Raw genomic sequence first — 22,451 nt, 5'->3', positions numbered from 1 at the left:
CCTGCGCGATTCAAGTACTTCTTAACCACTGTACTTTAACCATTGCACTAGAGCCATGCCCAGCAAAGTCATCGCCACCGAGCCCACCACATGCAAGCTGATTACCGCCAAGGCCACCAGCCAGCGTTGTTGCTGGATTAAAGCGGCCACTTCCAGCGAAAAGCCGGAAAACGTGGTCAGCCCGCCCAAAAAACCGGTAACCAGCAACAAACGCCATTGCGGCGAAAGATGCGGAAACCACTCGGTGAGCGCGGCAATAATGCCAATCAGCAAACCACCCAGCCAATTGGCGGCCAAGGTGCCCACCACCAGCCACGGCAGCGTCTTGGCAAACACACTGCCCAAGCCCCAGCGCAACAAAGCGCCCGCACTGGCGCCCACGCCAACCGCAGCCACATTCCACCACATACCGCATTCTCCCTTGACCGCCTGATATGCAATACAGGCTGCCTGAAACCTTACCAAATGGTATTTTGCCGCCGCAAATAGCGTTCATCGCTAAAGGTGCTCATCAATTGCGGCGCCAGCGCCACAAAAACCGCACACAGCAAACCGCTCAAAAACGCCTCACCCCAAGCGATAAACAAAAATACCGGCAGCGCATTGTGCCACAGCGCCTCATTGTTAAACGCCGCCGACCAAGCCAGCGCACCAGTAATACACAGCCCGGCCAACAGCATACCGATGGCCGCCGCCAAAAAGCCATTGATAAAAATATACACAAATAAATTGGGCGGCAAAAAGCGGCGGCAACCATACAGCAAAAGCTGACTCACCAACACCGGCGGCACCACGCTGCACCACACATTCAGCCCCGTCACCGGCAAATGTGCCGCGCCATTAAATAAGGCCGTGGCCGCCAGCATCATCAGGCTGCCCAGCCACAAAGCCGCCGCCGACCCCAACATCAATGTAATCAGCGCCAAACCCAATAAATGATAGCTCATGCCACCGATTTGGCCGCCGCCGATTTGTGCACGCAAGCTCCACCACAAGGCCAAAATCAGCAAGGCCGCGGCAGTGGCGGCATGATGGCGGCCCATGCTGCGCCAAGCCGCCGGAGCCAGCGGCAGCAGCAACAGCAACAAAGCCAAATTGGCCGCCCACATCAGGCCGGGCGAAAACCAGCTGCTGTAAAAATTCATATTAGCCTTCTTTCCCCGCCCATAGCCAATGAATTGCCGCATCCTTGCAACAATATCTATATTTCAGGCAGCCTTAGATAAATCCGCGTATCACTTCCGTGATTCAACACTTTGTCTGCTGGCCAGCCAGTGTGGATACGTTTGCGCCAAGTGATACAGCATGCCTGCGGTGGCACCCCAAATATCGTGCTCTTCAAACGGCAGGCTGTACACGGTTAAATCATGCTCTTGGTATTGCACTTGGCGCGCTTGATAAGCTTGCTGCGCCAATACCTTTGATAAGGGTACAGCAAAAACTGCCGCCACTTCCTGCGGATTGGGCTGCCATGGCAAAGGTGCACGCCGCAAGGCCACCACCGGGCTCACCACAAAACCGGAAGGCAAATAGCAATCGCGTAATTGGCCGATAACCTGCCAATTGTGCTGCCCAATGCCCAGCTCTTCCTCGGTTTCGCGCAAGGCCGTGGCCGTGGCACTGCCGCCGTCTTCAGCATCGCATTTGCCGCCCGGAAAGGCAATTTGGCCGCTGTGCTGGCGCAATTGCGCACTGCGTCGGGTCAACCATGCTTGAGCCTGGCCGTCTTGCCAGTCAAACGGCATCAGCACCGCAGCGGCCTGAAACCGCAACGGTAAGGAGCGAGCCAATAGTTCGCGCTGGCTCAAGGCCGATGGCCGCGTGTCGCGGCAAGCAAAATCCAGAAAATCACTTAATTGCGCAAGGCTGTTAAACATAGCAGGGCCATACCGGCAAACAAACAGGCATTATAGGCGCATTGTCTTGCCCACAAAAGGCTGCCTGAAAGGCATAAAATTAATCGAAGCCCCATCATGCTATTGCCATCCATATTCGGTTACAATGGGCTTGGTAGCGAAATCAAGTTTTTATTCTATAGTGGGATGAAGAATAAAGTGATACAAGGCGCGAAGCCGCAGACAGTACAGGTAGTACGGCAAGGTACAGCAACGCTGTAGCACTTTGTTATGCATTTCACTATAAGCCGGTATTGGCCGGATATTCACTTCAAATCTAAAGGAGAACACTTATGTCAGAAGTTGTTATTGTTGCCGCCAAACGCACCGCCATCGGCAATTTCAGCGGCGCATTGGCCTCATTGAGCGCACCCGAATTGGGCGCCATTGTGATCGAAGCCTTATTGAATGAAGCCGGCGTTAAAAAAGAAGATGTCAGCGAAGTGATTATGGGGCAAGTGCTCACCGCCGGCGTAGGACAAAATCCGGCACGCCAAGCCGCCCTGAAAGCCGGTTTGCCGGTTACCGTGCCCTGCCTCACTATCAACCAAGTATGCGGCTCCGGCCTGAAAGTAACGCACTTGGCTGCTCAAGCCATTGCCAACGGCGATGCCGATATCGTGATTGCCGGCGGCCAAGAATCCATGTCCAACTCCCCCTACCTGCTGCCCGGCATGCGCAATGGCCAGCGCATGGGTGACGGCAAAGTAATCGACAGCATGGTGTACGACGGCCTTACCGATGCCTACAACCAATACCACATGGGCATCACCGCCGAAAACATTGCCGAAAAATACAACATCAGCCGCCAAGCCCAAGACGAGCTGGCCGTGGCCTCGCAAAACAAAGCCGAAGCAGCGCAAGCAGCCGGTAAATTCAAAGAAGAAATCGTGCCGGTGAGCATTCCGCAACGCAAAGGCGACCCGGTGGTGTTTGCCGAAGATGAATTCATCAAAAAAGGCGCCAAAATCGACACCATTAGCAAACCGCGCCCGGCCTTCAAAAAAGACGGCACCGTAACTGCAGCCAATGCTTCCGGCATCAACGATGGCGCCGCTGCGGTATTGATGATGTCGGCCGATAAAGCCAAAGAACTGGGCTTAAAGCCCTTGGCCACCATCAAAGCCTATGCTTCCAGCGGCGTGGCACCGGAAATCATGGGTATGGGCCCGGTAAGCGCCGTACAAAAAACCCTGCAACGCGCAGGCTGGTCTTTAGACGAAGTAGACGTGATTGAAGCCAACGAAGCCTTTGCCGCCCAAGCCTTGGGCGTGGCCGGTGAGTTGAAGTTTGATATGGACAAGGTAAACGTGAATGGCGGCGCCATCGCTTTAGGCCACCCCATCGGCGCTTCAGGTAACCGCATTCTGGTGACCCTGCTGCATGAAATGCAGCGTCGCGACGCCAAAAAAGGTTTGGCCACCTTGTGTATCGGCGGCGGTATGGGTGTGGCGCTGGCAGTAGAACGCCACTAACATCATAGCTTGAACCCATCAAACCGGGCAGACTGCCCGGTTTTTTGTTGGCGTCAAAATTAAGGCTGCCTGAAATTGTGTTTCTGCACAGCAAAAATGCTTTCAGGCAGCCTTTTCATCAGCACAGCTGCCCAACGCATTTAGGCCAACATTTATCTCAAACCAACATTCAGGCACACAGATTTACACCAACACCAACTTAAGCCGCAAAGCCTTTACTTTTATTAATCCATTATTGAAAATTTAAACGAACCTTAGCCCGCATAGCCACTCCTACTGTGCGTATCGCGGCCATCAATAGGATTGGCCGTTGTCTTTTCATCATGAAATAAACCATCGCCATCATCGTGATTGGTTATGTGGTTTCATTAACAACCGGAGGTTCACATGAAAAAATTCCTAACTGCCGTGGCGGCTGTAAGCTTGTCTGCTGTCGCGATGGCCGCCCCCAAAGCCCCCGTTACCGAAGTCGAGCCGGCTGCCAGCGCACCCGTGGCCAATGTGAGTGCGCCCGTAGTGGTGGAAAGCATGCCAGCCGCTGCACAGCCCGCCAGCGCACCGGAAGTTATCTTTATGGATGCGGCCAAGGCGCGCGAGCAAAACGCCAATATTATCGGCAGCCAACGTGACCATATGCAAAAAAAACCGGCAGCCATGTTGGAAAACCGCTGATATTATTGCGACTCCCAACAAAAAACCACCCTGTCTGGGTGGTTTTTTATATTTTCAAGCGGTGCCAATAATTTTACAACGTTTGTCTACACTGCTGCCACCGGTAAAAAAAGGCGTGCTTTCGCTACAACGGCTGCTGCTTTCTTCGCACACCATCACGGTGAGATCTTGGCTTATTTTAATGATGCGCGGCTCTTGCTCGGGATTAAAAGCCACCGCTTTCAAGGTATAAATACTGTCGCTATTGGTGCCGCGCGGATTGCCTTGCAAGCGCAAGCAAAAATGAGCGGTTTCGGTGATGGGCAAGGGCATCCAAGTGGTGCTGTTGGTTTTAAAGCGGTGATTTTGGCTGTAAAAGCGCTCCAATGCCTGGCTGTTATTGAGCAGTGCGCTTTTGGCTTCGTTCAGCCGGGTTTGGCGCACATGATTTTGATAGCTTGGCCAAGCAATGGCCGCCACAATGGCAAGAATGGCCAACACCAACATCATTTCCATCAATGTAAAACCAAGATAACGTGAATTTCGGGCAAACATAACAGACCTCCATAATCATGGTTTGATAATGAAAATCGGCAACGATGTGCTTTTACAAAGTGAAGCTATTTAGGCAGTTATCTAAAATGACAAATGCATTCAATATAAGTATATCGAATGCTTTGGCACAGACCAAGTAAAATCGGCCAACGCATAATATTGCGTTAGCCGATTTTTAAACTCAGGTAAACTCCAACAAACATCAATAAACCCTGCAAACATCAGAGGCAGCCACTGCCCCCGGCTCACATAATGTCATGCTGTTGGTGCTGTCGTAACGCAGCTCGCGTGTTTCCCCTGTATTGGCCAGCGGCGCCGCCACCAATTCATAATTATTTGCACCCGGATTATTGGCACCATAGCGAATGGTAAAAAAACGGCTGACTTCATCACTGGTGGTCAAAGCGGGCGCAGCCACATTACACGGCGCTTGGGCGCCGGAAGCCGGGGTAAAGGTATGGCATTGGCTGTAGAAACGCTCCATCATCTGCGCGTTGGTCATCAAATCGGCACGCGCCCGCTCCAGTCGGGTTTGGCGGATAAAGTTTTGATAGCTGGGCCAAGCAATGGCCGCCAAAATGGCGATAATTACCACGATAATCATCACTTCGATGAGGGTAAAGCCAGCACTTGATTGCCTATTTAGATTATTCATAACAAATTTACACAAATAATTTTCATAAAATATTACTGAATGTTACACCTATTTAAGCCATTACGGTTAATTTCAAATGAATCGCAATATATGCCAACATGCTGAACACCATCAGTCTGTATATAACTTGTAATGCTCGGATGCAATTTTTTGTCAAAGCCCGCGCTCTACGGCAAGAAAGTGCCATTTTGTGTTAGTATGCAGCCTCTTTAATTGGTTTATTTGAAATTAGCAACTGCGGTAAGTTCAATGCAGTTTACGGTTAATTGCAGATGTTTCAGGAAAATATATGCTGCAATCACACCAAACCAAAACGGTGTTCGTTACCGGCACCGACACTGAAGTGGGTAAAACTTTTTGCAGTGAAGCCTTGTTGGCTGCTTGGTCTCTACAAGGTTTACGCGTGGCCGGTTACAAGCCGGTGGCCTCAGGCATAAACCAAAACGGCTGTAATGAAGACGTTTTGGCCTTACAGGCTGCCTCAAATGTATGCAATAACCATGCCAAGCACAATATCCACACTTATGCCGAGGCCACCGCCCCACATTTGGCGGCGCAAGACAGCGGCATGGCCATTGACATCAAGCAGATGAGCCGGCAGCTGGCTCTGTGGCAACAACAAGCTGATTTAGTACTGGTAGAAGGTGCGGGCGGCTGGCATACGCCATTGAATGAGCATATCGACTTTGCCGACTGGGTGGCAGCCGAGCGCTTGCCGGTGGTTTTGGTGGTGGGCATTAAGCTGGGCGCCATCAACCACGCCTTGCTTACTGCGCACGCGATTGCCGCTGCGGATTTGCCGTTTTTGGGTTGGATAGCCAATTGTGTCACCCCGCAGCCGCATCGCTTGGATGACTATGTGGCCAGTTTGTCGGCACGCTTGCCCGTACCCCTTTTGGGCGTACTGCCGCATATGCCAAACAGTAGCGCGGCCGAACGGGCAAGCTATCTGGATTTGGCACCGCTGCAATGGCCTTGAATGCCTTATTGAAGACACCGTATTGCTAAGATTTATTTTTTAATTTTATTTGAGAAAGGGATGGCGTATGCGCGATAAAATTGTTCATTTTTTCCGATCGGAGCCGGCAGCCGGCATCGTATTGATGGTGGCGGCGGTATTGGGCATGATAATGGCCAATAGCGGTGCGGCGGATGTGTATTTTGGTGTACTAAAAAGTTATGTAGCAGGCTTGAGCGTATTGCACTGGGTGAACGACGGCTTAATGGCCTTGTTCTTTTTGTATGTGGGCTTAGAAGTAAAACGTGAGCTGCTCGAAGGCGAGCTGGACACCAATGCCAAGCGTTTATTACCAAGCTTAGCCGCCTTTGCCGGCTTGGCCGTGCCCGCGCTGATTTATCTGCTGATTAACGGCTTTAATAGCCCCACCAGCAAAGGCTGGGCGATTCCAGCGGCCACCGATATTGCCTTTGCGCTGGGTGTATTGGCTCTGTTGGGCAGCCGCGTGCCGGTGTCGCTTAAAATATTCTTAACCGCCTTGGCGATTATGGACGACTTAGCGGCCATTGTGGTGATTGCCCTGTTTTACACTGCCGAATTACAAACCCTGTATTTGCTGCTGGCCGCCGTAGTGCTGGCCGCATTGGTGGCACTGAACCTGAAAGGCGTATTAAACAACAAACCCTATATGCTGTTGGGCGCAATATTGTGGTTTTTGGTGCTCAAATCGGGGATTCACGCCACCTTGGCGGGCGTGGTGCTGGCGCTCACCATTCCGCTGCGGGTAACCGACAGTGTTAAAGAAGCGCCGTTATTGCAATGGGAGCATGGCTTGTCGCCATGGGTCGCTTTCTTGATTGTGCCTATCTTTGGCTTTGCCAATGCCGGGGTGTCGTTTGCCAGCTTCTCTTGGGCGTGGCTGATGGAGCCGGTGGTATTGGGCATTACCTTAGGCCTGTTTGCGGGCAAACAGCTGGGTATTTTCGGCTTGGTGTGGCTGCTGGTGAAAACCGGCTTGGCCAAATTGCCGGAAGGCGCCAACTTAATGCAGCTTTACGGCGTGTCGCTGCTGTGCGGTATCGGCTTTACCATGAGCCTGTTTATCAGCCTGTTGGCCTTTAACGATCCGCAATGGCAGGATTACAGCAAAGTGGGCGTATTTATCGGCTCTTTGCTCTCCGGCGTGCTGGGTTATTTGGTGTTGCGCTTTACCTGCCCGAAAAGCAAAAACTAAACCCAACTAATATGTAAAAGGCTGCCTGAACGTTTCAGGCAGCCTTTTTTGTGACTTCTCGCACACAACATTTTTTGCTATTCAATACGATATTATTGGGTAATAAACTCTAAAATAAAACGATTCCCACACACTATTTCAACTTATCCATGCTTGCTGTCATTTGAGTTTGAATATAGTATCTAATGCCCAATCGGGGCTTGAATTACATCCACAACATAAAACAAAAACAGGCCGTTTACGGATTACGGAGAAAAGAGCAAAACATGAAAGCACATTACTGGATGGCCGGTTTACTGGCCGCTTACGCACCGCTGGCGTTGGCGCAAGACTTGGTGGTATTGGGCGACAGCCTCAGCGACGTGGGGCAGCCCGGCTGGAATTTGAAAGCCACCTATGCCAAAGCCGATGGCAGCCTCAACTCGCTTTACGATGAGCATATTGCCAAGGCGCTGGGCGGCACCGCAACGGCTTCCGGCAAGGGTGGCAATATCTATGCCTACAGTGGCGGCGTGGTGGTGGGCAGCAACAGCCCCGGCACCGCCATACAGCCCAACTTAGCCTTACAACAACAAGTCAGCAACTACCTCGCCGCCGGGGTTAAAACAGATGCCCTGCATATTGTGTGGGGCGGCGGCAATGATATGGCCGCCATCCTCACTCGCGCTCAAGCCAGCGCCAGCCCCACCGCAGAAGTTTTGGCCAGCACCGGCGCCGCCGCACAAGCCAGTGCACAACAATGGCAAACCCTCAAGCAAGCCGGCGTGAATCTGGTGGTGATGCCCACCGTGCCCAATGTGGTGTATACCCCGTCTTTGTTCCAGCAATTTGGTGCCGCAGCAGCGGCCGGTTTTGGTCAGCAAGTAAATCAAGTAGCGCCCGGCCAAGGCGCAATCGCCAGTGCCGCATTTAATCAGGCTTTTCAGGCAGCCTCGGCACGCCTAAATGCCGCCCAACAAACCTCGCAAGCCGATTTTGACACCACCCGCGCGCAAGTGCTGAACGACACCGCCGCCGCCATTTACGCCTCACCCTTAGGCGCGGCACTCAGCCAAGCCGGCATCAGCCAAGCCGCATTCAACGCCAGCCTGCAACAGCAATATCAAAGCTTCACCGCCAGCGCCAGCGCCGCCACCAACCAACTCAACAGTGCCACCACCAGCGCGGTAAATCAAGTGGGCGGCAATGTGGTGCGGCTCGACACCAACGCCCTCTTCAGCGATATGCTGGCCAAGCCGGAGCAATACGGTTTTAACAACACCACCGGCACCGCCTGTAGCGGCAGCACCGCCGCCACCTTGTGTACGCCTGTGGATCAAGCCGCTGCCGATGCCAAACTGTTTGCCGATGGCTTCCATCCCGGCCCCAAAGCCCACCAAATCATGGCCGATTATTTGCTGGCCACCTTGCAAGCACCTGCCGATATGGCGGCATTGCGCGCACTGGGGCTGCAAAGCGGTGCCGCAGCCGCCGATTTTGTACGCCAAGACAGCGACCGCAATCGCAGCAACCGCCAGCCTGCCCGCACACTGGATGCCGTGGCTGCTTATCAGCACGATACCGGCGGTGATGGCGGCAACATAGTGCACGCCGGTGCCAAAGCACAATTAAGCGACACTTGGCAATTGGGCTTGGTGTTCAGCCGCCAAGACCAAGACCAAAAAAGCGGCCACACCCGCGTCAACGCCAAAACCAACAGCGCCACCGCCGTGGTGCGCTACGATGCACCGCAATGGTGGGCAGGCAGCATGATGCAAATCAACGATGCCGACTACAACACCCGCCGCCATATCCAGCTAGGGCAAGCGCAGCTTAGTCAACAAGGCGAAACCGGCGGCAGCAGCCTCGGTGCCGGTGTCTTTGGCGGCCACCAGTGGCAATTCGGCCAAACCCGCCTATCGGCATTGGCCGACCTGATGATAGTGAAAGGCAAGGTGCACGGCTTTGCCGAGCACAGCGGCGGTGCCACGCAAATGCAGTTTGACGAACAAAAATACACTTCGCTACGCAGCGGCGTGGGCGTCGAAGCCGCTTACCAAGCCGGAGATTGGCAGCCCTACGCCCAACTGCGCTGGGTGAAAGAATGGCGCAACAACAATGACAATGTGCGCGCCGGTATGAACGGCAGCCATTTCAGCGTGGCCGCCCCGGCTAACGACCGCAGCTGGTTAAATGCCCAATTGGGCGTGCAATGGCAGCCTGCGGCATCACCGTGGCGCGCCTTTGCCGCCGCTGGGCGTGACTTTGCGCGCAGCGGCCACAGCCAAACCAGTTTGCAAATAGGCGTGGGGGCACGGTTTTAAACACAGGTTTGATCAACCAAACCAAAAGGCTGCCTGAAACTTTCAGGCAGCCTTTTTAATTACTTACAATAATCAAGCGTTTTATTGCAATACCGCTGCAATCGCATTGGCCACATAGTCAATGTTTTTGCTGTTCAGCCCGGCCACGCACATGCGGCCGTTGTCTACCATATACACCGCAAATTCGCTTTGCAGGCGCGCCACTTGCTCGGGGGTGAGGCCGGTAAAGCTGAACATGCCGCGCTGTTTGGTGAAGTAGCTGAAATCACGCCCCGGCACTTTGGCGCTGAGCACGTCTTGCAACTGCTGGCGCATGGCGCGGATGCGGTCGCGCATTGCATAGACTTCGCCCACCCATTGCGCAAACAAGGCCGGGTTGTTCATCACATCGTCCACCACATGGCCGCCGTGGGCGGGTGGGCTGGAATAGATGCGGCGCACGGTAAATTTAAGCTGGCCTTGCACCAGTTTGGCTTCTTCGGCGTTGGGGCACACCACCGACAAGCCGCCCACGCGCTCGCCGTAGAGCGACAGGTTCTTGGAAAACGAGTTGCTCACAAACACGCTTAAGCCCATGGCTACGGCTTTGCGGATGGCGTACACATCGCCGTCCATATCGTCGCCAAAGCCTTGGTAAGCGATGTCCATAAACGGAATCAGCTTTTTGGCCTGCACCACTTGCAGCACTTGATCCCATTGCGCATTGCTCAAATCCACGCCGGTGGGGTTGTGGCAGCAAGGATGCAGAATCACCACATCGTTTTCGTTTAGGCTGTTGAAAAACGACAGCATTTCATCGAATTTCACGCCGATGGTGGCGGCATCATAATAGGGGTATTTGCCCACAGTGAAGCCGGCACCTTCGAAAATGCTGATGTGGTTGCCCCAAGTGGGGTTGCTCACATAAGCCTTGGCTTGCGGAAACCATTGATGAATAAAGTCGGCGCCCACACGCAAGGCACCGGAGCCGCCCAAGGTGGCGATGGTGGCGATGCGGCCGGATTGTACGGCTTCATTATCGGCACCGAACAGCAGATTTTGGCACGCTTTGCGGTAGCCAGGCAGGCCGTCCATCGGCAAATAAGGGCGCGCTTGCGGCGGATTGGCACGCGCTGCCTCAGCGGTTTTGACGCATTCGAGCACCGGCAAGCGGCCTGCTTCGTCGTAATACACCCCCACGCCGAGGTTTACTTTAATATCGTGGCGCGGGTCTTGGTTGAATTTGTCCATTAGGCCCAGAATCGGGTCGCCGGGGTAAAATTCGACGTGTTGAAACATGGTTTTTTCCTTATTGAAATCAGAAAAAGGATTAGATGTTACTGCAATCTTATTGGTTAAGTACAAGCATTTGAAAACACTATGGATAGATTTTCAGATAATACTGAACGCTTCATTCACTCTGCCTCAGTTTTAACAAATACAAACGCAAGGCCGGATTGTCTTGCAATACCTCATCGGCAATGGCTTTAAAATAGCCGTCTCCCTGCCAATCCTGACGTAAGAATCCAGATGGATCTTGTCGCATAGGCCGCCATGTTAAAATAGGATCCATAGCATATGACCAAACATCTAGGCGTTCTTGCGTATTTACTTGGTTCCAAGCAAGCAACTTTTCTACATTATCAGAGTATTGTTGCAACAAAGCCGCGCAATTGGCATAAATCTCATCATTTGTGTCTATGGCAGATTGGGTATTACCGAACTTCTCTCCTAAACGAGGAAGCGAAGGCCGATTGGATTGTAACAACAACAATACCTTACGGGTATATTCCTGATACAAGCGCTGCTTTTCATCCGCCGTGCTTGCTTTGTCTTTAAGGCAATAAAAATGAATTTCAACCTTTTGGGGAATCAGATATACCTCAGCATTTGCCGGAAAACAAGCCGCAAATAAAACCAGCCAAACCGAGAAAAAATATTTCATTTTCTTAATCTCTATAATTTTTATTCCAATATACTACGATTTTCAAAAGAATCATTGATAGTAACATTCATAGAAAAATTTCCTTTTGTAACCGTCATATTTCCATTTTTGTATAAAATTACGGATTGTCTAATGGTATTTGACAGTGTTTTTCGAAGTAGGTTATGCCCAACTCTCCATTGAATTTGAATATTTAAATGCATTGCACTAGGGTCTGTTCACAATTACTTGTCATACCCTTGAATAAAAAAGAAACGCAGGTATAAGCAGGTATAAAAGGAAGTTCTCACACTCCCCAAATACACCTGCGATGCCCCGTACACTACTCAAAGATGAACATTGGACGAAGCTGTTACCTATTCTGCGTGATTTGGGTATTTATAGCAAACCCAATTTGCGCAGAATTCTTGAAGGCATACTTTACAGAATAAGAACCGGCATACCGTGGCGGGATTTACCCGAGTATTTCGGCAAGTATCATACTGTTTATACCGTGTTAAGACCCATAATCTTCTGGAATGGATTTTCACGAAACAATTCAGGCTCTAGATTATAGCAATCTTCCAAAGCCTGCCAAGGCGTTTTGTACTTCAACGACCGTAAGGGGCGTTGATGGTTGTAATACAGCAAAAATACCATCAAGTGCCGTTTAAGTTCGTCAGGATGCTCATAGTGGAAGCGTTTGACCGTTACCTCTTTCAGCATCTTGTTGGTAATCTCCACCTGCCCGTTCGTCCATGGATGACGGAATTTCGTGGTACGGTGCTCAATGCCCAAATGCCGGCAAAGCTCGTCAAACGGATGCTCCTTATCAGGCCGTTGTGCTTGGCTCAGCAAGTTGTAGGTAAACTGCGCACCGTTGTCCGTTAGGATATGGGTGATTTTAAACACACAATCTTGTTGTAGGTTGCGCAGAAAAGAAACGGCGGTTTTCTGCGTCATACGCGGATGAAGTTCTGCATAAACATATTTGGTTTTGCGGTCGATGGCGACAAACAGGTACAGCTTGCCGGTTTCACAACGCACCTCGGTGATGTCGATATGGACAAAGCCAACCGGATATTGTTTGAATGTTTTTTACCTTTTGGCCATCGGATTCATTCTTGGGTAAGCGCGACAATCCGTGATGTTGCAAGCACCGGTGCAGATTGGAGCGGCTCAGCTTTGGAATATTGGGCTTGAAGATGATATACAGCTCGTCCAATGACAGCCGCAGATGTCGCCGGACGGTACAGATTGCCTGCTGCTCCAATTCGGTCAACACGCTGGGGCGGGTTTTGGGGCCGGACTTTTTATCTTCGACCGAATCTGCGTGTTTCCAGTAGAGAACGGTTTTGAAATTAATATTGTATTTTTAGCTAACGCTGCGATGCTCTCTTCAGACTCTTGTATTTCTTTTCTGATTCTAGGCGTAGTCTTGGCGTTACCATGCAATATGCTTGCCATAAGTCGGTCTCTTTTAATTGGGGTAATGATACTCCATAAAATTCAGGGACTAAACAATTAGCTGTAATAGTTACATTTTCTCCAACCCCAATAACTTTTCGATCACGATTAATTGGTAGTATTGCTTCCGTGTGAGAACTTAATTCCAAAGGTTTGCTTCTAAAAGCAACTGTATATGTATTTTCAATTAAATAGCGATTATTGCTAACGGCGCATTCTGCACGACAACAGTCATATTTTGTATTATATGGTATATATGAGTTAGTAGTAGCATCATAACTCCAAGCTTTCATACCTGCCGCTGCACAAGCTTGTTCCGCCGTGTCATAAGCTCCATTATAAGTAAACTGTCCAGAACCCCTACTGTAATACCCTAATGACCATTTACCATTATTACAAGGTATCTTTGACATTTCAATATTCCTTAAAAATTAGAAAATTTTATCGGTTCATATTGGATTCTCTCGAACACCAAATCCCACACCCCATGCCCCAAACGCTTACCCCGCGCTTCAAATTTGGTTTCCGGGCGATAGGCCGGGGTGGGCGCGTAATCGGCGGCGCTGTTGCGCAGTTCGGCAAAGCCGCTGAGCACGTCCAGCATTTGTACGGCGTATTCTTCCCAATCGGTGGCCAAATGAATATAGCCGCCTGGCTTGAGCTTGGGCAGCAGCATGGCCACAAAGGCTGCCTGAATCAGACGGCGCTTGTGGTGGCGTTTTTTATGCCAAGGATCGGGAAAGAAGATATGGATGCCGTCTAGGCTGGCATCGGCAAGCATGGTTTCCACCACGGCCACCGCATCGTGACGCATCACGCGGATATTGCCGATGCTTTGCTCGTCAATCAATTTAAGCAGATTGCCCACGCCGGGGCCGTGCACATCAATGGCGAGAAAATCGCTTTCAGGCAGCCTTTGGGCGATTTCGGCGGTGGCGGTGCCCATGCCAAAGCCGATTTCCAGAATTTTAGGCGCAGTACGGCCAAATAGGGTATTTAAATCAACAGTGGCTGCCTGAAAATCCAGCCCGAACTGCGGCCATAAAGTATCGATGGCTTTTTGCTGCGCCGGTGTCATGTGGCTTTGGCGCAAAACAAAACTGCGGATGCTGCGCTTAGGGATAGCATCGTTGTCTGGGGTATTGGATGGTGTGTCGGTCATGGTATTTCAATATCAAATAGGCACAAACGCGGCCGGGGTGCCATTGGCCGCGGTGTTTTAAGAGTCGGTGTGGTGATCGGTATCGGCTTGTTGTGCTTTGGCCGCCTTTTTGGCTTGGCGGCGGGCGCGGATTTTGCCGATTTGGGTTTTAAAAAACAGCGAGCGCTGGCGTTTTTTCCACCACCACCAGCCCAACAACACCGCGCCAATGCCAATCAGCACAAATAAGCCGGTTTGGAATTGGTGTACTTTGTGCATCAGCCAGTCGATATTTTCAGCGCCGTACGCGCCCAAATACACCCAAATCGGTACTGAAATCAGCGCCGCCAAGCCGTCCATCAGCAAAAATTGCCAATAGGACACCTTGCGGCTGATGCCGGCGGTGATGTAGATAGGGGTGCGCAAGCCGGGCAGAAAACGCGCCACAAACAGCACGCGGTTGCCGTATTTATCAAATTTTTCCTGCACTTGTGCATAGCGCTTGGGTGTCATCACCCGCTGCACAAAGCGGAAACGCAAAATTTTATGCCCGTAAACGCGCCCGGCAGTAAACATCAGCCCATCGCCCACCAACACCCCGGCCATGCCCACCGCAAACATGGTGTGCACATTGGCGTGCCCCAGCCCGGCAATCACGCCACCGGTAACCAAAGTGACGTCTTCCGGTACCGGCACGCCAAAACCGCAAGCCACCAGCACCAAAAACACCGCCGCATAGCCGTATTGGGTAAAAAAGGCTTCTAACAGGCTGAACATAAAAAGCCGGGCTTTCCTGAATTAAAATAAACGATTGCTGCTTTATCAAAGATGAGCATTTGGGGAAGCATCTTGTTCTGCGAACCAGTGTCGGATTTAAGCATCCGACCTGCTCAGTTGCGCTTATGCGCTGACAGTTTCGATGACGCGGGCGATTTTTTCGGCTGCCTGCTTGGCCACATCGGCCTGCTGCGCTTCCACCATCACCCGCACCACCGGCTCGGTGCCGGAGGGTCGCAGCACCACGCGGCCTTTACCTGCCAATTCAGCTTCTACTGCGGCGGCCACCGGATCGGCGGCACTTTGCCAGTCTTGGCCTTTGCGGATTTTGACGTTAATCATGGTTTGCGGAAACGGGCGCCAATCGGCCAGCGCTGTGGCCAAATCTTGTTGCAGGGTTTGCAGCCCGGCCAATACCTGCAAGGCCGACACAATGCCATCGCCGGTATTGTGTTTATCCATACACAGCACATGGCCGGAAGCTTCGCCGCCCACTTGCCAGCCGCGCTGCAATAATTGCTCCAGCACATAGCGGTCGCCCACTTTGGCGCGCACAAATTCAATGCCGCGCTCTTGTAATGCCAATTCCATCGCCAGATTAGTCATCACCGTGCCCACCACGCCGCCTTTAAGGCTGCCTGAAGCGGCGCGGGCTTTGGCAATCACGTAAATCAGGCTGTCGCCGTCGTAAACTTTACCCACTTTGTCCACCATCATCAGGCGGTCGCCATCGCCGTCCAGCGCGATGCCGTAATCGGCCTCATTTTGCAGCACCGCCGCTTGCAGGGCTTTGGTGTGGGTGGCTCCCACTTTCAAATTAATGTTGTAGCCATTGGGCTCGGCACCGATGCTCACCACCTCGGCACCCAGCTCATGAAACACTTTCGGCGCCACGTGATAACCGGCGCCATTGGCGGTATCCACCACCAGCTTTAAGCCGCGCAGATTCAAATCATTGGGAAAGGTGGATTTACAAAATTCGATGTAACGGTCGTCGGCGCCATTAATGCGGCGGGCACGGCCCAAAAAGTCGGAAGCCACGGTTTGCATCGGCGCATCCAGTTGTGCTTCGATTTCCAGCTCCACCGCATCGGTAAGCTTCACGCCGCCTTCGGCAAAAAACTTAATGCCGTTATCGGAATACACATTGTGCGAGGCGGAAATCATCACCCCGCAATCCAGGCGCAGGGCCCGGGTAAGGTAGGCCACGCCAGGCGTGGGCAAGGGGCCGGTGAGCAATACGTTCACCCCGGCGGCGGTAAAGCCCGCTTCCATCGCTGCTTCGAGCATATAGCCAGAAATGCGCGTGTCTTTGCCAATCAAAACCGTAGGGCGGTGATCAAGACCGTGCTTCACCAGCACTTGCCCGGCGGCATAGGCCAGTTTCATCACAAATTCAGGGGTAATCGGGTGTTGCCCTACTTCGCCGCGCACGCCATCGGTGCCGAAATATTTTTTGCTCATTTTGCTTCTTTAAAATACGCCTGATTTTAGGGTGTGCTCATTTTAGAACAGCGCGCTGATGATGACCAGCCATTTAGGATAAAAGCCCGTTTCAGGCTGCGTTTAGAGCCTGTTCACGATCTTTTTTGTAGCTGATTTCCGTGCCAAATCAGCTATAGAAACGGGTGGAGGCAAGGCAAAAAGTACAGCCAAAGCCAGCTTTGGCGCGCATTTTTAACGCCGCATGCGCGTGTTTATGCACTGAAAGCAGCACAATATAAAGATTGTGAACAGACTCTTAGGGCAAATTGCCGCCCAAAGCCGCCCATACCTGCAAACCTTGGCGGGTGGCGGCCACATCATGCACGCGCACAATCGCCGCGCCGCGTGCTACTGCGGCCACCGCTGCCACCACACTGCCCGCCACCCGATTGGTCGCTTCGTTTTCACTGCTTAGCTCGCCAATCATGCGTTTGCGCGAAACGCCCACCAACAGCGGGCGGCCGCTGGTTTGGGCGCAGTGGCGCAACTGCTGCATCAAAGCCGTATTGTGCGCCAGGTTTTTGCCGAAACCGAAGCCGGGATCGGTGACCAAGCGCTCAGCGGCGATGCCCGCGGCCACGCAATGCTGCACCCGCTGCTGCAAATAAGTGGCCACTTCGGCCACCACATCGGCGTAGTCGGCTTGCTGTTGCATGGTTTCAGGCAGCCCCTGCATGTGCATCAGGCACACGCCGGTTTGCGGATATTGCGCCAATAAATCCAATGCACCCGCATCTTCTAGTGCCGCCACATCATTAATGCCGTCTACCCAGCCTGCCGCCAAGGCCTTGGCCATGATTTCGGTGCGGCGGGTATCCAAGGTAATCGGCACGCCCCAGCCATGCAGCGCCTCCAGCACCGGCGCCACCCGCGCCCACTCTTCTTGCGGCGACACCGCCGCGGCACCCGGTCGGGTGGATTCGCCGCCAATGTCTAAAATAGCCGCCCCTTCGTCACACAAGCGCTGTGCATGGGCCAAGGCTGCCTGAAGCGAAGTGGAATAGCGCCCGCCGTCGGAAAAAGAATCGGGGGTAAGGTTGACGATGCCCATAATCTTCGGAGTGGACAAATCGATTTGAAAACGGCCGCATTGCCAGTAAGGAAAAGAATTCATGATGTTATTGCTTATATTAAGGCTGCCTGAAACCAAAAACGGCAGCCAAGGCTGCCGTTTGAATAGTTTAACCGTTGTGCCGCGGCGGTTGGTGTTGCCCTTCGCCACCGCTCACCACATCACCGCTTTGCGGCCCTTGCGGATTGGGCTGCGGCTGCGGGTCGGCCTCCGGGCCGATGGTGGCGCTGTCGGCACCGCCCACCACCGCATCACCGCCTGCAGGAATCGCTGCTGTGCCTGCCGCCACCGGTGCTGCACTATCAGGCGTGTTGTCATCATCCTGGCGCAGATTGTGGCTGTAGTCTTTCGGCGGGCTCGGCGCTTTGCCATCCATGATTTCCAGCACCTGATCGCGGTCGATGGTTTCCCATTCCATCAATGCATTGGTCATGGTTTCCATTTTATCGCGGCTGCTGTTAAGAATGTCGTAAGCCACTTTGTATTGTTCATCAATAATGCGGCGGATTTCGGCATCCACTTGCTGCATGGTGGCTTCGGAAATGTTTTGCGAATGCGTTACCGAGCGCCCCAAAAACACTTCGCCTTCGTTTTCGCCATACACCATCGGCCCCATTTTGTCGGACATGCCGTAACGGGTCACCATATCGCGGGCGATTTGGGTGGCGCGTTCAAAGTCGTTGGAAGCGCCGGTGGAAATACGGCCCACATACAGGTCTTCGGCAATGCGCCCGCCAAACAGAATCGAAATCTGATTCAGCATTTGGTCTTTATACATGCTGATGCGGTCGCGCTCAGGCAATTGCCAAGTCAGTCCCAGCGCACGGCCACGCGGCATGATGGTGACTTTATGCACCGGATCGGTACCGGCCAGGCTTTCGGCCACAATGGCATGGCCGGATTCATGGTAGGCAGTGGCGCGACGCTCGTCTTCGTGCATCACCATGCTGCGCCGTTCCGGCCCCATGTAGATTTTGTCTTTGGCGTCTTCAAAGTCGCTCTGGTCGACCTTGGTTTTATTGCGGCGGCCGGCAAACAACGCGGCCTCGTTCACCAAGTTGGCCAAATCGGCACCGGAAAAACCGGGGGTGCCGCGTGCCAAAGTGGGCAAATCCACCGAGCTGTCCAACGGCACTTTTTTGGCGTGCACTTTCAAAATCTGCTCGCGACCGCGGATGTCCGGTAGCGGCACCACCACTTGGCGGTCGAAACGGCCCGGGCGTTGCAAGGCCGGATCCAATACATCCGGGCGGTTGGTGGCGGCAATCACAATCACCGTGGTGTTGCTTTCAAAGCCGTCCATCTCCACCAGCAATTGGTTTAACGTTTGCTCGCGCTCATCGTTGCCACCGCCCAAACCGGCACCGCGCTGGCGACCCACGGCATCAATTTCATCAATAAAGATAATGCAAGGTGCATTTTTCTTGGCCTGCTCAAACATATCGCGCACGCGGCTGGCGCCCACGCCGACAAACATTTCCACAAAATCAGAGCCGGAAATACTGAAAAACGGCACTTTGGCTTCGCCGGCAATGGCTTTGGCAAGCAAGGTTTTACCGGTACCGGGGCTGCCGGCCAGCAAAATACCGCGCGGCACACGGCCGCCCAAGCTTTGGTAGCGCGATGGCGCTTTCAGGTAATCGACAATTTCCTGTACTTCTTCTTTAGCTTCATCGCAACCGGCCACATCGGCAAAGGTTACGTGGTTGGTGTCTTTATCCAGCAATTTGGCGCGGCTTTTACCAAACGAAAACGCCCCGCCCTTGCCGCCGCCACCGCCCTGCATCGAGCGCATAAAATACAGCCACACGGCAATCAGCAAAATCACCGGCAACAGGCTGATTAGAATGCTGCCCAGAATGCTTTTCTCTTCCGGAATCACATTCACGCGCACCTTTTTGTCCAACAAGGTGCTGATTAAATTGTCGTCCAGCGGGGCATTGGTAAAGAACTCGGTTTTGTCGGTGCGCACGCCTTTGATGGTGTAGCCGCTCACCACCGAGCCTTCGATGTTGACGTTTTCCACCTCACCGCCGTTCACCTGTTGGATAAACTGCGAATATTCGATTTGTTGTTTGCTTTCTTTTTTATCGGTTAAGGCATTGAAGGCGGCCATCAACACCACCGCCAGCACCAGCCAGACCAAAAGATTTTTTACGGTATTCCCCACTGTCACAAACTCCTAGGGTGATAAATGTGTGCTGCAAATAAACGATTGTAGTGAAGGTGCGGCCGCTTGTCAGTGCTTGTTGCGACCCAATAAATAAATTTCATTGGAGCGATTACGCGAAGCCTTGGGTTTGCGCACCTGTACTTGGGCGAACACGGCTTTCATGGCGGCCATGTATTCGGTATAACCCGCGCCTTGAAACACCTTAACCAAAAAATCGCCGCCGCTTTTCAAATGCCGGGCGGCAAAATCCAAAGCCAATTCGGCCAGATAAAAGCTTTTGGCTTGATCGGTAACATTGTTCCCGCTCATATTGGGCGCCATATCGCAAATTACAAGGTCTGGCATACGCCCGGCCAGCAGTTTTTCAAATTCGGCCAGCACATTGTCTTCGCGAAAATCACCTTGGATAAACGACACCCCGGCAATGGCTTCCATCGGCAACATATCCAAGGCAAACACCTCGCCTTGCGCACCCACCAATTTGGCCGCCACCTGCGACCAACTGCCCGGCGCACTGCCCAAATCGGCCACCACCACACCCGGCTTGAGTAGGCGGTCTTTTTCATTGATTTCGAGTAATTTATACGCCGCGCGCGCGCGATAGCCGTCTTTTTGCGCCAGATGCACATAGTAATCGTTGACATGCTCATTGAGCCACGCGCTGGAAGATTTGGATCGGACGGCCATGAAATAGCAAATGAAAATCAAACAGGCCGCATTGTAGCCTGAAACCGGGCTTCAAAACAGACAAAACGGTGCGGCAGAGATATATTTCTGCCCTTCGAAACAGATTGCGGCACCAAACTCGGGTAAAATACGCGTTTTTGAAACCTTGCCGAAAACACACCATGAACCCGATTTCATTGTCGACCAAAGACATTGCCGCCCTGAAAGCACGCGCCCATCACCTCAATCCGGTGGTGATGGTGGGTCAGCACGGCCTCACCGATGCCATTATCCAGGAAACCGAACGCAATCTCGCCGCCCACGAGCTGATTAAAGTACAGGTAGCCGGCGACGACCGCACCGAACGGCTGGCCGTGGCCGAAGCCCTGTGCGCAGCCACCGAGGCGCTGCTGGTACAGCATATCGGCAAACAACTGGTGCTGTTTCGCCCCAAGCCGGAGCAATAAGCCAGCGATGCAAACAAAAAAGCTTTTCAGGCAGCCTGAAAAGCTTTTTTGTTTGTATGCATCATATTAATGCCATTCAAACCGCAATAATTTAAACACCAAATAAATCCCCAACAAGCTCACCAGTAAAAACAAGCTGCTGGATATACCGTGCCACAGCGCAAAACCGCCGCCGGTAAGGCTGAGCAGCCAATGGCTGCTTTCCTGTTTCAAGGCATTAATCACCGGCGTAACCAGCCATTGGTTTACAGCCAACAAAATCCACAGCAAGCCAATCAAGCGTAGGCTGTTGCTTTTCAAAAAACTGCGCTCTTGCTTAAGCCGTCCGGTATACCCCGCCCACGCCCACACCAACAAGCCGAAATAAGACAGATAGGCAAATAAAATACCGGCGATATGCCCAGCCGTTATTTTCGGCAACTGGGCAAACAGCACCGGTGCCACTACATAGCCTATGGTTAGCTGGGCACCCAACCACAGGCCCAACAGCACTGCCAATATGCGTTTCAGCAAAACCGCCTCCTTTGCTTCGGGTAGGGATTAATTTGTACGGCATGATGGTAAACATTGACAACACATGCCATGCAAATTATTTTTTACTGTTTCAAAACATTAACTTCGGCATCTTGGCGCTTACGCTTTCACTTGTCAATGCACCACAAAACAAAACCGGGCATTCTGTTGCCCGGTTTTGTGTTACATCAGCTATTGGTGTGGCGGATTAACATCCTTGCATTTACAAATACTGCACCTGCACAATTTCATATTCGCGCACGCCGCCCGGCGCCTGCACTTCGGCCACATCACCCTCTTCCTTGCCAATCAAGGCACGGGCGATGGGTGAGCCTACGGAAATTTTGCGCTGCTTGATATCGGCTTCGTCTTCGCCCACAATTTGGTACACCACTTCTTCTTCGTTATCCAAATCTTGCAGGGTAACGGTGGAGCCGAACACCACCTTGCCTTCGGCATGGATTTCCTTGGGGTCGATAATGTGTGCCAGCGACAATTTGTGTTCGATTTCGGCAATACGGCCTTCAATAAAGCCTTGGCGCTCTTTGGCCGCTTCATACTCGGCGTTTTCCGATAAGTCGCCGTGCGAGCGCGCCTCGGCAATCGCTTCGATTACCGACGGGCGCGCCACGCTTTTGAGCTGTTGCAGCTCTTGCTTGAGCATATCGGCACCCAGTACGGTTAAGGGGATTTTTTGCATCTTCAAGTTCTCCAAATACCACTGTCAGCCCGAATAGTGAATTAAATTTAAACTAATACTGCGTTGGCTCGCCTTAGCGCAGAGCGAACGATTTTGTAAGGCGCTAAAGCGCCAACAAACTCTGTTCCGTACTACCTGTACTGTCTGCGGCTCTCCGCCTTGTCTTAATTTAAATTTAATCCACTATATAATGGCAACGCTGGCCGGGGCTGTTTTCTACAATAAAAAGGCAAGCCGCCAATGGGTAGGCGGCTTGCGCGTAAATTCAATGGCGGCCATTGTAACAGACCGCCGTAAAATAGCAATCTTTGCCGTGTTTCTGTTTCAGGTAGCCTTAAGGCTGCCTGAAAACATTTAGCGG

At 52.4% G+C, this 22,451-nt stretch carries 24 protein-coding genes; 7 read left to right on the top strand and 17 right to left on the bottom strand.

The annotated features are described in order from the left end of the window. Positions 1 to 21 precede the first annotated feature (21 nt). The 3 genes from crcB to JQU52_RS07165 all read right to left on the bottom strand — a co-directional run bounded on the left by crcB (position 22) and on the right by JQU52_RS07165 (position 1,877). On the bottom strand, positions 22 to 408 hold the full coding sequence (crcB, locus tag JQU52_RS07175; RefSeq protein WP_230340429.1) for a fluoride efflux transporter CrcB: 387 nt from the start codon (positions 406 to 408) through the stop codon (positions 22 to 24). A 50-nt stretch (positions 409 to 458) separates the two neighbouring features. Continuing rightward, positions 459 to 1,145, bottom strand: coding sequence for an energy-coupling factor ABC transporter permease (locus JQU52_RS07170; RefSeq protein WP_230340428.1), 687 nt, complete (start codon positions 1,143 to 1,145; stop codon positions 459 to 461). 90 nt (positions 1,146 to 1,235) lie between these two features. Next, positions 1,236 to 1,877 (bottom strand): CoA pyrophosphatase, encoded by a 642-nt coding sequence (locus JQU52_RS07165; protein ID WP_230340427.1) that lies wholly within the window; start codon positions 1,875 to 1,877, stop codon positions 1,236 to 1,238. 311 nt (positions 1,878 to 2,188) lie between these two features. On the opposite strand from JQU52_RS07165, the gene JQU52_RS07160 reads away from it, so the two are divergent. Next, positions 2,189 to 3,370 carry an acetyl-CoA C-acetyltransferase gene (locus JQU52_RS07160; RefSeq protein WP_230340426.1) on the top strand — a complete coding sequence of 394 codons (1,182 nt, stop codon included), beginning with the start codon at positions 2,189 to 2,191 and terminating at the stop codon, positions 3,368 to 3,370. Between the two features lie 387 nt (positions 3,371 to 3,757). After that, complete coding sequence (locus JQU52_RS07155; protein WP_230340425.1) at positions 3,758 to 4,042, top strand: hypothetical protein; 285 nt, start codon at positions 3,758 to 3,760, stop codon at positions 4,040 to 4,042. Positions 4,043 to 4,096: 54 nt separating this feature from the next. On the opposite strand, the gene JQU52_RS07150 is transcribed toward JQU52_RS07155, so the two are convergent. Together JQU52_RS07150 and JQU52_RS07145 are read right to left on the bottom strand one after the other, a co-directional pair. Then, positions 4,097 to 4,576 (bottom strand): type IV pilin protein, encoded by a 480-nt coding sequence (locus tag JQU52_RS07150; protein WP_230340424.1) that lies wholly within the window; start codon positions 4,574 to 4,576, stop codon positions 4,097 to 4,099. A gap of 202 nt (positions 4,577 to 4,778) precedes the next feature. Next, on the bottom strand, positions 4,779 to 5,231 hold the full coding sequence (locus JQU52_RS07145; RefSeq protein ID WP_328301323.1) for a type IV pilin protein: 453 nt from the start codon (positions 5,229 to 5,231) through the stop codon (positions 4,779 to 4,781). Between the two features lie 289 nt (positions 5,232 to 5,520). On the opposite strand from JQU52_RS07145, the gene bioD reads away from it, so the two are divergent. From bioD to JQU52_RS07125, 3 genes are all read left to right on the top strand, one after another. Then, positions 5,521 to 6,210 carry a dethiobiotin synthase gene (gene bioD, locus JQU52_RS07135; RefSeq protein ID WP_230340423.1) on the top strand — a complete coding sequence of 230 codons (690 nt, stop codon included), beginning with the start codon at positions 5,521 to 5,523 and terminating at the stop codon, positions 6,208 to 6,210. Positions 6,211 to 6,277: 67 nt separating this feature from the next. After that, on the top strand, positions 6,278 to 7,423 hold the full coding sequence (gene nhaA / locus JQU52_RS07130; protein ID WP_230340422.1) for a Na+/H+ antiporter NhaA: 1,146 nt from the start codon (positions 6,278 to 6,280) through the stop codon (positions 7,421 to 7,423). A 266-nt stretch (positions 7,424 to 7,689) separates the two neighbouring features. After that, on the top strand, positions 7,690 to 9,726 hold the full coding sequence (locus JQU52_RS07125; RefSeq protein WP_230340421.1) for an autotransporter outer membrane beta-barrel domain-containing protein: 2,037 nt from the start codon (positions 7,690 to 7,692) through the stop codon (positions 9,724 to 9,726). 81 nt (positions 9,727 to 9,807) lie between these two features. Here JQU52_RS07125 and JQU52_RS07120 read toward each other — a convergent pair whose 3' ends face one another. Both JQU52_RS07120 and JQU52_RS07115 read right to left on the bottom strand, forming a co-directional pair. Next, positions 9,808 to 11,004 carry an amino acid aminotransferase gene (locus tag JQU52_RS07120; RefSeq protein ID WP_230340420.1) on the bottom strand — a complete coding sequence of 399 codons (1,197 nt, stop codon included), beginning with the start codon at positions 11,002 to 11,004 and terminating at the stop codon, positions 9,808 to 9,810. 112 nt (positions 11,005 to 11,116) lie between these two features. Further along, positions 11,117 to 11,650: a hypothetical protein gene (locus JQU52_RS07115; RefSeq protein WP_230340419.1), complete on the bottom strand. Its 534-nt coding sequence runs from the start codon at positions 11,648 to 11,650 to the stop codon at positions 11,117 to 11,119. A 310-nt stretch (positions 11,651 to 11,960) separates the two neighbouring features. On the opposite strand from JQU52_RS07115, the gene JQU52_RS07110 reads away from it, so the two are divergent. Further along, a complete protein-coding gene (locus JQU52_RS07110) occupies positions 11,961 to 12,206 on the top strand; it encodes a transposase (RefSeq protein ID WP_456238523.1) in 246 nt (81 codons plus the stop codon). On the opposite strand, the gene JQU52_RS07105 is transcribed toward JQU52_RS07110, so the two are convergent. From JQU52_RS07105 to JQU52_RS07070, 8 genes are all read right to left on the bottom strand, one after another. Beyond that, complete coding sequence (locus JQU52_RS07105) at positions 12,137 to 12,691, bottom strand: DDE-type integrase/transposase/recombinase (protein ID WP_328301404.1); 555 nt, start codon at positions 12,689 to 12,691, stop codon at positions 12,137 to 12,139. The genes JQU52_RS07110 and JQU52_RS07105 overlap by 70 nt on opposite strands. Positions 12,692 to 13,008: 317 nt before the next feature. Beyond that, positions 13,009 to 13,509 (bottom strand): hypothetical protein, encoded by a 501-nt coding sequence (locus JQU52_RS07100; RefSeq protein ID WP_230340417.1) that lies wholly within the window; start codon positions 13,507 to 13,509, stop codon positions 13,009 to 13,011. A gap of 11 nt (positions 13,510 to 13,520) precedes the next feature. Then, positions 13,521 to 14,258: a tRNA (guanosine(46)-N7)-methyltransferase TrmB gene (gene trmB / locus JQU52_RS07095; protein WP_230340416.1), complete on the bottom strand. Its 738-nt coding sequence runs from the start codon at positions 14,256 to 14,258 to the stop codon at positions 13,521 to 13,523. Between the two features lie 57 nt (positions 14,259 to 14,315). Further along, the gene (locus JQU52_RS07090; protein WP_230340415.1) at positions 14,316 to 15,014 is read right to left on the bottom strand and encodes a DedA family protein; all 699 of its coding nucleotides are present in this window, start codon (positions 15,012 to 15,014) and stop codon (positions 14,316 to 14,318) included. Positions 15,015 to 15,137: 123 nt separating this feature from the next. Next, a complete protein-coding gene (gene glmM, locus JQU52_RS07085) occupies positions 15,138 to 16,478 on the bottom strand; it encodes a phosphoglucosamine mutase (protein ID WP_230340414.1) in 1,341 nt (446 codons plus the stop codon). A 277-nt stretch (positions 16,479 to 16,755) separates the two neighbouring features. Then, positions 16,756 to 17,613: a dihydropteroate synthase gene (gene folP / locus JQU52_RS07080; protein WP_230340413.1), complete on the bottom strand. Its 858-nt coding sequence runs from the start codon at positions 17,611 to 17,613 to the stop codon at positions 16,756 to 16,758. A gap of 67 nt (positions 17,614 to 17,680) precedes the next feature. Then, on the bottom strand, positions 17,681 to 19,741 hold the full coding sequence (gene ftsH / locus JQU52_RS07075; RefSeq protein ID WP_230340412.1) for an ATP-dependent zinc metalloprotease FtsH: 2,061 nt from the start codon (positions 19,739 to 19,741) through the stop codon (positions 17,681 to 17,683). Positions 19,742 to 19,810: 69 nt separating this feature from the next. Beyond that, positions 19,811 to 20,431, bottom strand: a complete 621-nt coding sequence (locus JQU52_RS07070; protein WP_230340411.1) for an RlmE family RNA methyltransferase — start codon at positions 20,429 to 20,431, stop codon at positions 19,811 to 19,813. Between the two features lie 161 nt (positions 20,432 to 20,592). Between JQU52_RS07070 and yhbY the strand changes: the two genes are divergently transcribed. After that, entirely contained in the window at positions 20,593 to 20,877 is a 285-nt protein-coding gene (gene yhbY / locus JQU52_RS07065; protein ID WP_230340410.1) for a ribosome assembly RNA-binding protein YhbY, read from the top strand. Between the two features lie 66 nt (positions 20,878 to 20,943). On the opposite strand, the gene JQU52_RS07060 is transcribed toward yhbY, so the two are convergent. After that, positions 20,944 to 21,390, bottom strand: coding sequence for a DUF4149 domain-containing protein (locus tag JQU52_RS07060; protein ID WP_230340409.1), 447 nt, complete (start codon positions 21,388 to 21,390; stop codon positions 20,944 to 20,946). A gap of 223 nt (positions 21,391 to 21,613) precedes the next feature. Next, positions 21,614 to 22,090, bottom strand: coding sequence for a transcription elongation factor GreA (gene greA, locus JQU52_RS07055; RefSeq protein ID WP_230340408.1), 477 nt, complete (start codon positions 22,088 to 22,090; stop codon positions 21,614 to 21,616). Positions 22,091 to 22,451: the final 361 nt, after the last annotated feature.

Source organism: Paralysiella testudinis, assembly GCF_016894345.1.
In the GTDB taxonomy this organism is placed as follows: Bacteria; Pseudomonadota; Gammaproteobacteria; order Burkholderiales; family Neisseriaceae; genus Paralysiella; species Paralysiella testudinis.
This window is presented reverse-complemented; position numbering and strand designations above follow the sequence as displayed.

Coding starts and splice junctions, on each gene's coding strand:
- crcB (WP_230340429.1), bottom strand. CDS start 408: ATGTGGTGGAATGTGGCTGCGGTTGGCGTGGGCGCCAGTGCGGGCGCT.
- JQU52_RS07170 (WP_230340428.1), bottom strand. CDS start 1,145: ATGAATTTTTACAGCAGCTGGTTTTCGCCCGGCCTGATGTGGGCGGCC.
- JQU52_RS07165 (WP_230340427.1), bottom strand. CDS start 1,877: ATGTTTAACAGCCTTGCGCAATTAAGTGATTTTCTGGATTTTGCTTGC.
- JQU52_RS07160 (WP_230340426.1), top strand. CDS start 2,189: ATGTCAGAAGTTGTTATTGTTGCCGCCAAACGCACCGCCATCGGCAAT.
- JQU52_RS07155 (WP_230340425.1), top strand. CDS start 3,758: ATGAAAAAATTCCTAACTGCCGTGGCGGCTGTAAGCTTGTCTGCTGTC.
- JQU52_RS07150 (WP_230340424.1), bottom strand. CDS start 4,576: ATGTTTGCCCGAAATTCACGTTATCTTGGTTTTACATTGATGGAAATG.
- JQU52_RS07145 (WP_328301323.1), bottom strand. CDS start 5,231: ATGAATAATCTAAATAGGCAATCAAGTGCTGGCTTTACCCTCATCGAA.
- bioD (WP_230340423.1), top strand. CDS start 5,521: ATGCTGCAATCACACCAAACCAAAACGGTGTTCGTTACCGGCACCGAC.
- nhaA (WP_230340422.1), top strand. CDS start 6,278: ATGCGCGATAAAATTGTTCATTTTTTCCGATCGGAGCCGGCAGCCGGC.
- JQU52_RS07125 (WP_230340421.1), top strand. CDS start 7,690: ATGAAAGCACATTACTGGATGGCCGGTTTACTGGCCGCTTACGCACCG.
- JQU52_RS07120 (WP_230340420.1), bottom strand. CDS start 11,004: ATGTTTCAACACGTCGAATTTTACCCCGGCGACCCGATTCTGGGCCTA.
- JQU52_RS07115 (WP_230340419.1), bottom strand. CDS start 11,650: ATGAAATATTTTTTCTCGGTTTGGCTGGTTTTATTTGCGGCTTGTTTT.
- JQU52_RS07110 (WP_456238523.1), top strand. CDS start 11,961: ATGCCCCGTACACTACTCAAAGATGAACATTGGACGAAGCTGTTACCT.
- JQU52_RS07100 (WP_230340417.1), bottom strand. CDS start 13,509: ATGTCAAAGATACCTTGTAATAATGGTAAATGGTCATTAGGGTATTAC.
- trmB (WP_230340416.1), bottom strand. CDS start 14,258: ATGACCGACACACCATCCAATACCCCAGACAACGATGCTATCCCTAAG.
- JQU52_RS07090 (WP_230340415.1), bottom strand. CDS start 15,014: ATGTTCAGCCTGTTAGAAGCCTTTTTTACCCAATACGGCTATGCGGCG.
- glmM (WP_230340414.1), bottom strand. CDS start 16,478: ATGAGCAAAAAATATTTCGGCACCGATGGCGTGCGCGGCGAAGTAGGG.
- folP (WP_230340413.1), bottom strand. CDS start 17,613: ATGAATTCTTTTCCTTACTGGCAATGCGGCCGTTTTCAAATCGATTTG.
- JQU52_RS07070 (WP_230340411.1), bottom strand. CDS start 20,431: ATGGCCGTCCGATCCAAATCTTCCAGCGCGTGGCTCAATGAGCATGTC.
- yhbY (WP_230340410.1), top strand. CDS start 20,593: ATGAACCCGATTTCATTGTCGACCAAAGACATTGCCGCCCTGAAAGCA.
- greA (WP_230340408.1), bottom strand. CDS start 22,090: ATGCAAAAAATCCCCTTAACCGTACTGGGTGCCGATATGCTCAAGCAA.